This window comes from Sinorhizobium terangae (assembly GCF_029714365.1).
In the GTDB taxonomy this organism is placed as follows: Bacteria; Pseudomonadota; Alphaproteobacteria; order Rhizobiales; family Rhizobiaceae; genus Sinorhizobium; species Sinorhizobium terangae.
On record NZ_CP121660.1, the window covers coordinates 1067595 to 1081121 of the forward strand.

General features: G+C 61.3%; 11 protein-coding genes and 1 pseudogene. 11 read left to right on the plus strand and 1 reads right to left on the minus strand.

The annotated features are described in order from the left end of the window. Positions 1–300: 300 nt before the first annotated feature. The 7 genes from QA637_RS23650 to QA637_RS23680 all read left to right on the plus strand — a co-directional run bounded on the left by QA637_RS23650 (position 301) and on the right by QA637_RS23680 (position 9596). Complete coding sequence (locus QA637_RS23650; protein WP_153437699.1) at positions 301–1854, plus strand: ABC transporter substrate-binding protein; 1554 nt, start codon at positions 301–303, stop codon at positions 1852–1854. Between the two features lie 153 nt (positions 1855–2007). Beyond that, the gene (locus QA637_RS23655; protein ID WP_283065069.1) at positions 2008–3780 is read left to right on the plus strand and encodes an ATP-binding cassette domain-containing protein; all 1773 of its coding nucleotides are present in this window, start codon (positions 2008–2010) and stop codon (positions 3778–3780) included. Positions 3781–3788: 8 nt separating this feature from the next. After that, a complete protein-coding gene (locus QA637_RS23660) occupies positions 3789–4631 on the plus strand; it encodes an ABC transporter permease (protein ID WP_234886808.1) in 843 nt (280 codons plus the stop codon). A 2-nt stretch (positions 4632–4633) separates the two neighbouring features. Beyond that, a complete protein-coding gene (locus QA637_RS23665; RefSeq protein ID WP_153437694.1) occupies positions 4634–5623 on the plus strand; it encodes an ABC transporter permease in 990 nt (329 codons plus the stop codon). Between the two features lie 173 nt (positions 5624–5796). Then, positions 5797–6381 carry a helix-turn-helix domain-containing protein gene (locus QA637_RS23670; RefSeq protein WP_153437692.1) on the plus strand — a complete coding sequence of 195 codons (585 nt, stop codon included), beginning with the start codon at positions 5797–5799 and terminating at the stop codon, positions 6379–6381. A gap of 437 nt (positions 6382–6818) precedes the next feature. Then, positions 6819–8018, plus strand: coding sequence for a multidrug effflux MFS transporter (locus QA637_RS23675; RefSeq protein WP_283065070.1), 1200 nt, complete (start codon positions 6819–6821; stop codon positions 8016–8018). 615 nt (positions 8019–8633) lie between these two features. After that, positions 8634–9596: an MBL fold metallo-hydrolase gene (locus tag QA637_RS23680; protein ID WP_153437690.1), complete on the plus strand. Its 963-nt coding sequence runs from the start codon at positions 8634–8636 to the stop codon at positions 9594–9596. A 141-nt stretch (positions 9597–9737) separates the two neighbouring features. Here the strand turns inward: QA637_RS23680 and QA637_RS23685 are convergent, their stop codons facing one another. Next, on the minus strand, positions 9738–10205 hold the full coding sequence (locus tag QA637_RS23685) for an SRPBCC family protein (protein ID WP_153437688.1): 468 nt from the start codon (positions 10203–10205) through the stop codon (positions 9738–9740). A 253-nt stretch (positions 10206–10458) separates the two neighbouring features. Here QA637_RS23685 and ric point away from each other — a divergent pair. From ric to QA637_RS23705, 4 genes and pseudogenes are all read left to right on the plus strand, one after another. Beyond that, positions 10459–11117 (plus strand): annotated as a pseudogene (gene ric, locus QA637_RS23690) (iron-sulfur cluster repair di-iron protein). An 8-nt stretch (positions 11118–11125) separates the two neighbouring features. Further along, positions 11126–12310 (plus strand): NnrS family protein, encoded by a 1185-nt coding sequence (locus tag QA637_RS23695; RefSeq protein WP_153437684.1) that lies wholly within the window; start codon positions 11126–11128, stop codon positions 12308–12310. Between the two features lie 17 nt (positions 12311–12327). Beyond that, the gene (locus tag QA637_RS23700; protein WP_153437682.1) at positions 12328–12594 is read left to right on the plus strand and encodes a DUF6522 family protein; all 267 of its coding nucleotides are present in this window, start codon (positions 12328–12330) and stop codon (positions 12592–12594) included. A 445-nt stretch (positions 12595–13039) separates the two neighbouring features. Next, on the plus strand, positions 13040–13477 hold the full coding sequence (locus QA637_RS23705; protein WP_153437681.1) for a pseudoazurin: 438 nt from the start codon (positions 13040–13042) through the stop codon (positions 13475–13477). Positions 13478–13527 lie beyond the last annotated feature (50 nt).

Sequence of the window (13527 nt, forward strand, 5' to 3'; positions counted from 1 at the left end):
TGTAACGCCGGACTGATGCTCAGAAACACGCATGCGGGCACGACCAGCCCCGGTGGGGTCATCTGCAGGCGTATGGCGCGGTGCACGCCTATGCCTTTGTCCGGCGTTACCGCAGTCCGATTCTTCAATATTTTCCAGCCTTCAGCCGCTAGGCTTGAGGCGCCGCGCTTCGCTGGATAGGTTGCGCCGCAGGCTGGCAGACAGCATTGCCTGGCAAGCAAGTGGGTCTCGTTTTGATAATGATCAAATTTCGGTGATGACGGACGTCGCCGATGGGAATAGGGCGTACGGGGACGAGGAATGAACCCTTCTGACGTTACTGGCCGAGCGGCAAAGTTTCGCCTTGGTGTTTTCCTGCTAGGGCTTTTTACGGCGCTGCTGGCTCTGGCGATGCCGGCCTATGCGAAAGAGATTCTGCGCCTTCCATACGCCATCGACATCGGCACGTTCGACCCTGACAACGGTTTTGAGGTCGATGGTGTAAGCGCGATCAACAATGTCTATGAGGGCCTCGTCGAATACGCGCCAGGATCCACTCAAATCGTCGGTTTGCTTGCCAAGCGTTGGGCAATTTCCAATGACGGCCTCAGCTACACGTTTGATCTGGAGGATGGCGTCAAGTTTCATGACGGCGCGCCCTTGACCGCGCAAGCGGTGGTCGGCTCCCTCAAACGTCGTCGCGATGGTGGGCTCGCGCTCAGCTATATGCTCGGTAATGTCGCGGATATCAGCGCACCCGATGATGACACCGTGGTCATACGACTGAAGCAGCCTCAACCCTCGTTCCTGGATGCGCTGGCGAGCGCTTGGGGACCGAAGGTGATCAGTCCTCTGGCGCTCAGCGAGCACGACAAGTCGGATAAGGCCACAAACTGGCTCGGTGAACACGCCGCCGGTACCGGACCCTTCAAGCTCGCGGAAATCAAGCGCGGTGAGGGTTACGTCCTCGAACGCAATGCAGACTACTGGGGCAAGCGACCATACTTCGACGAGATCAACATACCCGTGGTGCCGGATATTGGACAACAGATCCTCAAGCTGAAAGCAGGTGAGCTCGATGTCGTGCCGACCAACTTCCCGTTCGCGCAGTTGAGCCACCTGCCGGCAGGGCTTGAGGTCACCGCCGCGCCGAGCATGACGCAATACGCCCTGTTCGTTAAGCCCGGCTCGCCTCTCGACAATCCGGAAATTCGCCGTGCCGTCCTGACAGCGATCAATCCGTCCCTTTGGGTCAAGGACGTATTCGGTCCCTACGCAGAGTTGTCGAAGTCGGCCTATCAGAACCTGATGCTCGATCCCGCCGATCCAATCGAATATCCGGGTGACATCGAGGCGGCCCGGGCCGCGATCGCGAAACTTGGCGAAGTCAACCTCAGCATAGGCTTGCACAGCACGAAGGCGGCCTATGCCCGGATCTCCGACCGTCTGATCATCCAGCTCGCCCTGATCGGCGTCAAAACAACGGCGCACGTCCTGCCGCCGGGAGCCGCCTTTGCGTTGAAGGGCGACCCCAGCGCACCCGACGCTTTGCTCACCATTTCGAGTCCCGACGCAGCTCATCCGGAGAACCAGGCGCGGGCATTCTTCACCAAGGACGCACCGCTCAATTTCTATGGCAGGAGCCTGCCTGAGGCTGACGCCATCGTCGACGTGGCTGGGACTAAGACGGACGTTGCAGAGCGCAACGCCCTCTACGAGAAGGCCGGGCGCCTCTATCTCGACGCCGGCCATGTCATTCCCCTTGTCGATGTGAAAGATGTCGTGGTGCATGCCAAGGGCCTGACTGACCTTGGGCTGCGCCCCGCCTTTCCACCCGGCAACATCGATTTTGCCACCATACGGTGGACACGCTGATATAACGTTTGAGTGGTTGAAGACAATCAACGCGTGAGGCTCGCGACATGATCGGCGTTTTGAACCCTAGCAATCCGCAGCCGGACCGGCATTCCCCGGCCACCGCGCTTCGAGACGCGTGCTTCGCTGAGTTTGTAATCGCCGCGCACCGAGATGGTTGATCAAGTCCTCACTGTTGCCGGGCTCGGCGTCGTTCTCTCCAGGAACGGCAGAAAGCACCGCGTCCTCGACGACATCAGCTTCGCGGTAGCTCCGGGTGAAATCCTGGCTGTGGTCGGGGAAAGCGGCGCGGGAAAGTCGACGCTCGGCGCCGCGATCCAGGGGCTTCTGCCGAGCGACAGCGCGCCGGAAGTGAGCGGGTCGATTCGGCTTGCCGAGCTAGAGATCGTCGGCTCACCGCCGCACCTGTTGCGCTCAGCGCGACGTTTACTCGTGCGCGCCGTCCCACAGGACCCGATGGGGGCAATCAATCCCACGATGACAATCCGCCGTCAGTTGCACGAATCGGCAGACGGGGACGAGACGTTGATCCTTGATAGCCTGCGCCGCGCCGGTTTGCGCGACGAGAAGCGCATCGCGGGCGCCTTCCCGCATCGTCTGTCGGGAGGCGAGCGTCAGCGGGTTCTGATCGCAATGGCGATGATGGCGCGGCCGAAACTCCTGATAGCCGACGAGCCGACGACCGCGCTCGATGTCACGACGCAAGCGCAGTTGCTCCAGATCGTGCGCAATCTCGCTCGGGAGGAGCAGACCGCTATCATCTATATCACCCACGACCTCAATGTCGCGGCCGCAGTGGCCGACCGCGTGATGGTACTTTTCGGCGGGCGAATGGCGGAGATCGGCACGCTGCGCGAAGTCGCGCGAAATCCGCAGCACCCCTACTCGGCCAGTCTCTTCGCTGCCCGCTACGATCTCACGTCCGATCGATCACGCCCGTTGCCGACAAAGCGGACGGCATTCAGGCGTGACGAAACGAGCGAACGTGGCTGCAACTATGTCTTGCACTGCCAGGTCGCCCGGCCCGACTGTTCCAGCATCCGCCCCCGAGAGCGCCGCGCTCGATCGCATTCCGGCCTGGTGGCCTGCCATCGCTCGGACGAGACGCCGTTACCTACCATTCCTGTCGCGGCTTCGCGCGAGGCATGGGCGGGCGAAGAGGTCACGGACGGACCGGTGGCACTTGAGCTTTTGGACGTTCACAAGCACTTCCCTGCAGACAGGCAAGGGGTCTGGGAACGGCGGCGCCTGATACCGGCGCTCAGAGGCGTGAACCTGTCAATCGCGCTCGGCCAATCGGTCGCCGTCGTTGGTGAAAGCGGCTCCGGCAAATCGACCCTCCTGAAGATCGCCGCGGGATTGATGGCTGCCGACAGCGGGCACGTCTCGTGCCTTGACCCCCGGCCGCAGGTAATCTTTCAGGACTCCGTGTCGGCGCTGACGCCGTGGCTCTCCGTCGGCGATCAGGTCGGTGAACGGCTGCGTCCACACGTCGCCTCTGCCGCCGAGCGCCGGCGGAGGGTCGGTGAAGCCTTGCAGAGCGTCGGGCTCGATCCGTCGCTGATGCATGCATTGCCGTCCGAGCTCTCGGTCGGCCAGTGCCAACGCGCCATCGTGGCCCGGGCCGTTGTCGTGCCACCCAAGCTGCTTCTGTGCGACGAGCCTATCAGCGCCATGGACGTCCCGCTGGCTGCGGCAACTCTCAACCTGCTCAATGATCTTCGCAGGCGCCTTGGGCTCGCGATGCTGTTTGTAACCCATGATCTTGCCGCAGCAAGGGTCATTGCCGACCGTATCGTCGTGCTAAACAAGGGGACGGTCGTGGAGGAGTTTGAAGCCGACATGTTGCAGTCCCCTTCCCGTGGTGCTGTCACACGGGCACTGATTGAGGCCTGTCCAAGCCTCGACGCGATGCTCGCTCGATGATCCGCGGCATGAATGCACAGACAAACTCGTTAGCGCGCCTCTACGACGGCCTGCGGCTGGTCGGCTGGTCGGGTTGGGTCGGCATTATCGGAGTATTGCTGATTACGATCGTAGCTTTGTTGGCGACATGGCTGACACCCCATGATCCCTATGCGCGGGTCGCCGAGGCTTATCTTCCTCCTTCAGGAACATATTGGTTCGGTACGGACGAGGTCGGTCGCGATCTGTTCGCGCGCGTGCTTGTCGGCGTGCAATCCACCTGGCTTGCGAGCCTTGCGGTGATCATTTTCAGTCTCGTGCTCGGCTCCTTCATCGGGGTTGTCTCCGGTGCGATCGGCGGCAAGGTGGATTTCATCGTTCAGCGTATCGTCGACTTGTTCCTGGTGCTGCCCAGCACCATGATTGCGCTTGCGGCGGTTGCGGTTTTAGGGCCGAGCCTCCTCCACAGCATCATCGCACTCGCGATCTTCTGGTGGCCATGGTACGCCCGTGTCTCACGGGACGAAATTCGGCGGCTCCATGCGCGGCCGCATGTGGAGGCGGCAAGGGCGGCCGGTGTCGCCAGCCCCCGCCTGATGCTGCGCTATCTGCTTCCAGGAGCCGTCCCCTCTCTGATCATTGCGGCGACGCTCGATGTCTCCAACATGGTCATGGCGCTATCGGTGATGTCGTTTCTCGGCCTCGGCCAGCCGGCGCCTTCGGCCGAACTCGGAGCCATGACAGCACGCTCACTCGACAGTTTGACGGTTTTCTGGTGGATCCCGATGTTGCCGGCGCTCGCCCTCTTCGTCTTGTGCCTCTTCTCAAACCTCGCCGGCGATGGACTTCGCGCGGCGCTGAAGGGCGCGTGAGCATGGCCTTTTATCTCGCGAAACGGGCGTGCGGTCTGGCCATCGTTCTCATGGTCATGAGCTTCATCGTCTTTTTGCTGCAAAGCGTCGTCCCCTCTGACCCGGCGCGCGCCATCGCAGGCCCCTACGCGCCATCGACAACGATCGAAACCGTGCGCGAGGAATTGGGCCTGGATGATCCCATTGCCGTGCAATACGGCCAATTTCTGATGCAGGTGAGCGCCGGAGACCTCGGGAAATCGGTCCGCACGCGCCAGCCGGTGGGTGACGACCTTCTGAGATATCTGCCCGCGACGCTGGAACTCATCTTGGTGTCCACCATCCTGGCGATGGGATTGGCGTTTAGCCTGACGCTGCTTCTATTGGGCGGCGCGCGGTCGCAGGTCCTGCGGCACGTGTTTATTGCGCTGGGATCGACACCAATCATCCTGTTGGCTGTGTTGTTGGCCTATGTCTTCTGGTTCCGCCTGGCCTGGTTGCCAGGAAGCGGTCGCCTTCAATTTCGTGACTTCGTCGGCACGACGGGCTTTTATGTCATGGATGGCCTTCTTGCGGGGCGGCCGGATGTCAGCATCGATGCCCTGGCACATCTGATCCTTCCTGCGACGGCCTTGGCCCTGCCGTTCGCGGTCGCGGTCGTTCGCAGCCTCGCAGGAGCACTGCATGACGTGATGCGACAACCCTATATCCGAACGGCGCGAGGCAAGGGTCTTGGCGAGGCAACCGTTGTGTTGCGACATGGCCTCAGGAACGCCGCTTCCGCCCCGTTGGCGATGACCGGGCTGCAGATAAGGCTGCTCTTCGGTAACTTGCTGGTGGTTGAATCCGTGTTCGGCTGGCCGGGTCTTGGTCTATATATGACCCAGTCCTTTGCAACTGCCGATCTGCCGGCGATCCTCGGGGTCTCGTTGGTATTCGGGGCGATCTACATTCTCGTCAGTATTGCGGTCGAAATCGCTCAATCGCTCACCGATCCGCGGATCGAACTGTAAGCGCCGCCAAATCTGTCGCCGTCGCGCCGCTCTGACCTGTGAAGCAAGGGTGACCTATACCGTCGCATAGGTCGACAGATACTACGATACGGTGGAACGGCGCGAGGATATCGAGATCTAATCGTATTTGCTCTGTGCCATATGCTTATGGTGCGGCTGCGAATGGAGCAACCATGGACCGCCTTATCCAGCCCAAGAATATCAATGAAACATCAATGGATCGGCCGGATAGGCGCGAACCTGTCGCAATCGTTCCCGGCCCTGCCCGCGTGCCTTCGTCAATCGGGCTCGAATCCGAAGCCTTGCGTGACAGCAGGGATGTCCAGGCCGGAGCCGACACCAGCCACCCGATCGGTGGTATCCGCATCTATCCAGGCCAAGGCGACGGTGCGCTCAGCGACCGCCAGTTCGAGCGCGTCGTGGCCTATGTATCGCGCAACATGGATGGTCCGCTCAGGGTTCGTGAACTGGCTGCGGAGGTCGGACTTAGCCCCAGCCACTTCACCCGCGCATTCTCGGTGCGACTCGGAAAATCGCCCTACGCCTTCATCATGGAGCAGAGAATGCACCACGCCCGCAATCTGATGATGAACACCGGTCAGAAGCTGACCGAGATAGCCGGCAACTGCGGACTTGCGGATCAAGCACATCTCACACGTATGTTCAGGAGGTTCGAAGGCACGACTCCGGCGAGATGGCGGCGCCTTCGCCGGTCGGATCCGAAGGCGGATTGTCAAACACTAGAGACGCAGGGCTGATCGGCCCGTCTGAGACCTTCTTCATTCTGAAGGAAGCCGGCGGCGCTGAATAGGCGCTCCAGCCCGCGCGGATTTTCCCTGTCGGACCGGTTCGCTGGCGCGCTGCCGAGGCACTATACCTGTGTACACTGACGACGGTCTCCGAGAGATAGTATGCTATTACATCATCACTCGCCGCCGCTTCCAGCAGGTGATGGTGCCCCGGTCCTCCCTCCGCAGTGGCACGACAAACAAGACTGATCCGCATGATAGGGCCGTCTGAATCCTCCGCAGACGGCCCACTTTTTTGTTCCCAGCGAAAGCCGGCGATGTGTGGCGGCGGTGAAGCTTGAGCGCCGTACACATTGTGTAGACAGAGCGCGCATGAAGGCTATACTGCCGCCCTCGTTGCTTGAGGGCGCAACCTGAATTCGAAAAGCCTCTCCCGTAGGGAATTCGTGGCACTCGTAGCTGCCCTTATGGCCATCGAGGCGCTAGCGCTCGACATCATGCTGCCGGCGCTGCCAGATATCGGCGCTGCGTTCCAGGTCGCTGATCCAAACGACCGCTCGCTTGTCCTGACGATGTTTCTTATCGGCTTCGGCTTGCCGCAAGTGGTGTTCGGACCGCTCTGCGATCGTTTCGGCCGCCGCCGGCCAATATTGATCGGTATCGCCGTCTATATCGCCTGCGCGCTGGCTTCGGCCGCCGTGCGCGACTTTTCAGAGCTGCTTTCGCTTCGTTTTGCCCAAGGGGTGGCCGCGGCGGCGATCCGCGTCGGAATGATTTCGGCGGTGCGCGACCGATATGAGGGCGCTGCGATGTCGGAGGTCGTCTCGGTTGCCCTATCGATCTTCCTGCTCATTCCTCTTTTTATGCCCGGTGTCGGGCAGATCATCCTTCTGGTGGGGCCATGGGAGTTGATCTTCGTCGCCATGGGCGGCCTTGCGGCGATGATCGGAGTGTGGACCTTCCTGCGCATGCCGGAAACCCTGGCGCTCGCAAGCCGCCGACCACTCGACTTCACGAGCGTGGTGGATGGCTTTGCCATCGTGATCCGCAACCGGACCGGGTTCAGCTACGGGCTGTCCGGCATGTTCCTGCTCGGAATTATCTTCGCACTGATTAATACGTCACAGCAGGTGTATGTCGATATCTATGGGCTCGGTCCTTATTACCCGCTCGCCTTTGCCGCCATGCCCGGGGCCGCAATCGTCGGGTTCCTGGTCAATTCGCATCTTGTGGCAAGGTTCGGAATGCGCCGGCTGGCGCATGGCGCAATGCTCCTCTTTCTTGCCGGGAGCGTTGCCTGGCTTGCAATGGTCCAGCTTGCAACACCGCCGCTTTGGCTGTTTTCGCTCATGATCGTGCTGGTCACTCCCATGGTCGCGTTTGGTTTTCCCAATACCGGGGCGCTCGCGATGGAACCGCTCGGGGAAGTCGCCGGAACGGCGTCCGCCATCTTCGGCGCCATCCAGACCGTTGGCGGGGCGATCCTCGGCTGGGCGGTGGCGCAGTCCTTCGACGGAACACTGACGCCGGTGATCGCGAGCCTCTGCATCTTCGGCACCTGCGTGCTCGCCTGCTTCCTGGTCGCCGAGAAGGGTCGGCTGTTTGGCGACGGAACGGTGCAGAACGCACCTGCGGCGGACGCCTGATCGAACCCCGAAAGCGAATTTCCCATTTGTTAACCAAATTTGCTCATTGTCCGTGGCTCGACCAAAGAACCTCGGAGCACATGATGAGCTACGATTGGACCGGCGAGCGGACACGCCGAACGAGGATGCGGAGGATCAGTGGATTGGTCCTGATAACCGCCGCGATCATCGCCGTTGCAGCGGCCCTGTCCATGTAATGCGCGTCGCGCTCAATCGGACTCGTGTGACGCGCTTTAGGTCATTGATTTCATGCATCGTTGCCCGAAACCGCTGCACACTTTTGGCCGACAATGCATTAGGCTCAGGACCTGAGCCCAGCAGCCGGTCGCGGCAATGCGAACTTCGGCTGGCCCCACTCCGGGATGGCGGCGGAGGTGCCCGATACGGCCGTCGGTAAGCGGCTTCGAGTCAATGTGGAGTGCGGGGCCACCGTTCGGCGGGCGAGCGCGTCCACTTCTTCATGCCAGCCTCTTCATCACCAAATCCTCGCTGAGGCCGACTGACAGCACAGGCTACCCATACTCAGGTGTGGCTCGTTCGCCAACGCGCCTCAACATAGAGTCCGCGACGTCACTCGTGACCGACACAGTCGATCACGCAAAACAGGAGCGCGTCATGTCGCAGGCAGAAACAAAACCCCGTACGAATGGTCAGCAGGAGAAAAACATGAGCTTGGTCAAGACCTCACATCCGGGTAGACCCGAAGAGCTGGTTCCGTCGCGCTATGCGGTGCAGATCGGCGAGATCGAGGTGGTCGTGATCAGCGATGGGGTGCTACCGCTCCCGACCAAGATGTTGGGACACAACGCCGCCCCGGCCGCCCGGGCGGCCTGGCTGGACGAAATGTTCCTGCCCCCGGACGCTTTCGACTGGGCGCTGAATGTGGTCCTGGTGCGCAGCGGCGACCGGACCATACTTATCGACGCCGGGCTAGGCTTGGACCCGAACTTGAACCTGCCGCGGGCCGGGCAGCTGATCAAGCGACTGGAAGGCGCCGGCATCGATCTTGGCTCCGTGACCGACGTGGTGCTGACCCACTTGCACATGGACCACATTGGCGGGCTGCTCGTCAACGGGGTGAAGGAGCAGTTGCGTCCGGACCTGCGGATCCACCTGGCGGCCGCAGAAGTCAAGTTCTGGGAGGCGCCCGATTTCTCCCACGCGGTCATGCCCGACGGCTTCCCGGACGCGCTGCGGGCGACCGCCAAGCGGTTTCTGAGCGTATACCACAATCAACTGCAGCAGTTCGAGGATGAGTACGAGGTGGCGCCGGGCGTGGTCGCTACTCGCACCGGCGGCCACACCCCGGGGCACTGTGTCGTCCGCGTGGCTTCCGGCGGCGACCGGCTGATGTTCGCCGGCGACGCCGTGTTCGCGGTCGGGTTCGAGCACCCCGACTGGTACAATGGCTTCGAACACGACCCCGAGGAGGCGGCCCGCGTTCGGACCGGTCTTTTCAAGGAGCTTGCGGCGACCAGATCGTTGCTGGTGGCCACCCACCTGCCGTTCCCGTCCGTCGGTCGGGTGGCGGTCGATGGCGACCACTTCCGTTGGGTACCGGTCTTCTGGGACTACTGACAGCTTATTGGGCTAGGGCCAAACTACAACGCCGCGCGTCCAATCGGACGCGCGGCGTAGCACTTTGAATTGCTGCATGATTTTGTCGCTAATGATCTGGTGTCGGCGGCCGTGCGGCAGCTCGCCTGATGCGGGATCTCTTCATGTAGCGCGGGCCAGGCGATGCACGAGACCTCGCCGGCCGCGTTCCATCACGACTGCATGGTTCCAGCTGAAGACAGGTTTCAGGATGAATGAAAGTCTGATCATCCAGGGCTTGGTGACCCTGACGATCCAGTCGTAGCGGACATTGCATTTCGAGCCATCGGGTTGCAACGTCCATCGACCAAGCCCCTCGAGCTCGCCGCGGGCTCTCCCCTCGATGATGGATAGCGGCACGATCCTGGTGGTTTCGATTTCGAAGGCGAGGTCATAAGGCAATGCCGTGGACCATCTCATCCGATGGACGGCGCCGATGCCGGCCTCGTCGCCTTCGCGCAGAAGCGTGACCTCTTTCACCGTGGGCCACCATTCCGGCCAGGTTTCGGGCGCATTCAGCAACCGCCAGACATCCTCGACCGAGGCGTCGATGGTCCATGTCGTAACGAGCTGAAATTCGGTGGACGGCATTCAGTCTCCCGGCAGGCGAACGAGTGAGCTTCATTCTGACTTCATCGGCTCACGTGATCCAGCTTGATCGCTCAGTTCTGATTTGTCCAACCGGTCCATTCGCCTGCTTGTGCCTGTTTGCGCGGGCACAAAGACGAAACGGCGCCTTCTCCGACAAAATGGCGAGCACATCTCGATGTTGGATCATCGGCCGGCTCCAGTCCCGGCATCGTCGGCTCGAAAGATCCAGCGCCAACAGATCAAGGAACAGATCATGACCGGAATAAGCCTCGACCAGACAGTCGCAACGATCGCAGCGGAATTGCCAGGGGCGGCGGAACTTTTCCGCCGCCATGACATCAGCTTTTGTTGCGGCGGCAACCTGCGGCTCTCGGAAGCTGCCGTCAAGGCCGGGCTCGCACCGTCGACGTTGCTTTCCGAACTTGAGACATTGGTGGAGGCGGCAAGACGGGATGCGCCTGAAGAGACCGCTGACCTCATCGCGCATACCTCGCCAGATATCACGAAACGCACCGCTCGGAACTGACCTGGCTAATTCCGCTCGCACAGAAGGTGGAGCGCGTACATGCCGACCATCCGTCGGCACCGATCGGGCTTTCACAGGCGCTGGAGGCTCTGCGGAACCAACTCGAAGGCCATATGGTGAAGGAAGAACTGGTTCTCTTCCCGATGATGCGGTCCGGCGGCAACGAGACGATCATGCATCCGATTACGCAGATGCGGCATGAGCATGATGACGAGGCGGAGCACCTCCGGACGATCGAGCATCTGACCCATGGCCTCTCGCTGCCGGCTGGAGCCTGTGGCTCGTGGACTGCGCTCTATACGGGGCTGCGCAAGTTTACCGATGACCTCGTCGCCCATATGCATCTCGAAAACGCCGTGCTGTTTCCTCGTTTCGAACCGGCATGACGGGTCGGATGACGAGTGCCGCTCCGAAGATTAGGATATCCATCTGGCAGGCGCCTTACCGCCCCTTGTTTCTTCTGGCGGGATTATGGGCGTTGGTCGCGCCCGCAGTCTGGCTGCTTCCAGCGGGAACAGGTCCGGAGCCCGTCGCCTGGCACCGCCATGAACTTCTCTTCGGCATGACCAGTGCTGCGGCGGGAGGCTACCTCTTGACAGCCTTGCCTTCCTGGACGAAAAGCCGCCCCGTCTCGCCCATCGTCACGGTCTTCGTCACCTGCCTCTGGTGCGCCGCCCGTATGACGGCAGCATTTTCGGACCCGTTGCCGTTTATCGCTGCGGCAATAGGAGCAACCGCCTATTTCGTCTGCCTGACAGTGATCCTGATGCATGGCGTGGTGTCCTCCAGGGCCTGGCATCGGCTCTGGGCGCCGCTCGGCATGGCCGCGCTCGGTGCAAACGCCCTGTCCCTTGTCGATCGAGGTGTGAGCCCCATAAGCACGCCGCTTTTGTATGTTGTCCTGATAATTCTGATCGGCGGACGTGCAGTGCCTGCTTTTACCCGTCGATGGCTCGACAGGACTGGTGCAGGGCCCCTTCGCGATCGCCCGGCGCTTTCGTACCTGGCGATAGCCGGCGTACTTGCCACCGCCTCGATCGAAGCTGTCCATCAGCATCAGACATCGGGTTACGTGCTGATGTCTTCGGGTGGTTTGCTGCTGCTGCAAATGAGGGCATGGCAAAGTGTCAGCACCTATCGTTATCCTGCCTTGTTCGTGTTGCATCTTGCGTTTGCCTGGACGCCGGCGGGTCTCGTTCTGAACGGTCTGGCGGTCGTCTTTCCCGATCGGATTCCGGCTGCCGCCGCTCTGCATGCGCTGACCATGGGTGCGATGGGAACGATGATGGCCGCCGTGATGATGCGCTCGGCCATGAGACGAAATGGAGAGGCCTTGGTCACCAATGGGACCATGGCGTGTGCATTCGGCCTCGTGACTCTTTCAGCGCTGCTGCGCATTCTCGCCGGATTGCCGATCGACGCGCATTTCAATCTTATGGTTGCGTCCGCGATCTGCTGGATGGCCGCTTGGGCGCTTTTCCTCGCCGTCTACATACCGGGCCTGACTGGTCCTGTTCCGAGGCCGGTGTTCAGCGCAGCAATCGGCAACCGCGGCGCACGCGCCGATAGCAACGACTGAACCGCAGTGAAATGCCAATGTACATAGAACGCAATCAAAGCGGAGACTTCATACTGGAATCAAGCGAGCTCGCAGAGCGGTTCGGGCTGTCGAGCGACGAGTTCCGCCAACATCTGAGGAGGGGCTCGGTGATGAGCATGGTCGAGCGCGGCGAGGCCGAGGATGCCGGCACGTGCCGCCTCAGCGTAAGGCTCGGAAACCGGATGTGGCGCGCCATCCTGGACGACCAGGGTCGGGTCGCGAGCGAAGAAATGACAATTCTTCGCAGCCGCGGGCGGCCCTGACCCTCGGCACAGGACCGCACTCCTCTTGGCTGCGCGCCCATTCGGTTGAAGCGGCCGAGCGAGCTGAGCATCTTTTGCGGGAACCGCTGCCGAGTCGCCTCTCCTGCAGCACGTGCCAGACAACGTCTCCGAGCGGCTGGTCCCGCTTTGTGAGTTCCTACTCGATTGCTACCTAGACTGCGCCGAACGCGAGCGCACGGAGGCGGAACGGAAGCAGGCGCAGACGTTTGCGGGCGACATGATCCGATGTCTGCAGGACATACGCGCCCTTCCGCCCTGGTAAGCGCATCTGAGTCACCGTCTTTCGGCTGCATGGAAACCAAAGGTTGCGTCGTTCTGACGCGAGCCAAATTTGCGTTATGTCAAAGAACGAACGGACCACACGGCTTAGTCATCGTCCCTGCAAGGCGCCCATGCGGGGTGTCTTCCAGCAAGGAGAATTGCAATGCGTTCCATGACCAAGTTTCTCGTCGGTGCAGCGTTCCTGAGTGTCTTGAGCGTTCCCGTTTTTGCCGCCGATCATGAGATCAAGATGCTCAACAAGGGCACGGACGGCGTGATGGTCTTCGAGCCGTCGGTACTCAAGGCCAGCCCCGGTGATACCGTGACCTTTGTGCCTACGGACAAGGGGCACAATGCGGAAACGGTCAAGGATATGATCCCGCAGGGTGCCGAAGCGTTCAAAGGGAAGATAAACGAAACGCTTAAAGTGACCCTGACCGAGCAAGGCATCTATGTGGTCAAATGCACGCCTCACTTCAGCATGGGCATGGTTGCCGTCGTTGTCGTCGGTGACGCACCAGCCAATGTCGAGCAAGTCAAGGCGGCAAAGTTCCCGAAGAAGGCGCGTGAACGGGTCGACGCCGCGCTCAGCAAGCTTTGAGCCTTCGTAAGGATGCGACCACGGCGAAGCAAGATGTCGGCGTGATCGCA

Excerpts from the sequence above, each read along its gene's own strand:
- QA637_RS23705 (WP_153437681.1), top strand. The coding sequence starts at position 13,040 with ATGCGTTCCATGACCAAGTTTCTCGTCGGTGCAGCGTTCCTGAGTGTC.
- QA637_RS23695 (WP_153437684.1), top strand. The coding sequence starts at position 11,126 with ATGACGAGTGCCGCTCCGAAGATTAGGATATCCATCTGGCAGGCGCCT.
- QA637_RS23650 (WP_153437699.1), top strand. The coding sequence starts at position 301 with ATGAACCCTTCTGACGTTACTGGCCGAGCGGCAAAGTTTCGCCTTGGT.
- QA637_RS23700 (WP_153437682.1), top strand. The coding sequence starts at position 12,328 with ATGTACATAGAACGCAATCAAAGCGGAGACTTCATACTGGAATCAAGC.
- QA637_RS23660 (WP_234886808.1), top strand. The coding sequence starts at position 3,789 with ATGAATGCACAGACAAACTCGTTAGCGCGCCTCTACGACGGCCTGCGG.
- QA637_RS23680 (WP_153437690.1), top strand. The coding sequence starts at position 8,634 with ATGTCGCAGGCAGAAACAAAACCCCGTACGAATGGTCAGCAGGAGAAA.
- QA637_RS23665 (WP_153437694.1), top strand. The coding sequence starts at position 4,634 with ATGGCCTTTTATCTCGCGAAACGGGCGTGCGGTCTGGCCATCGTTCTC.
- QA637_RS23655 (WP_283065069.1), top strand. The coding sequence starts at position 2,008 with ATGGTTGATCAAGTCCTCACTGTTGCCGGGCTCGGCGTCGTTCTCTCC.
- QA637_RS23685 (WP_153437688.1), bottom strand. The coding sequence starts at position 10,205 with ATGCCGTCCACCGAATTTCAGCTCGTTACGACATGGACCATCGACGCC.
- QA637_RS23670 (WP_153437692.1), top strand. The coding sequence starts at position 5,797 with ATGGACCGCCTTATCCAGCCCAAGAATATCAATGAAACATCAATGGAT.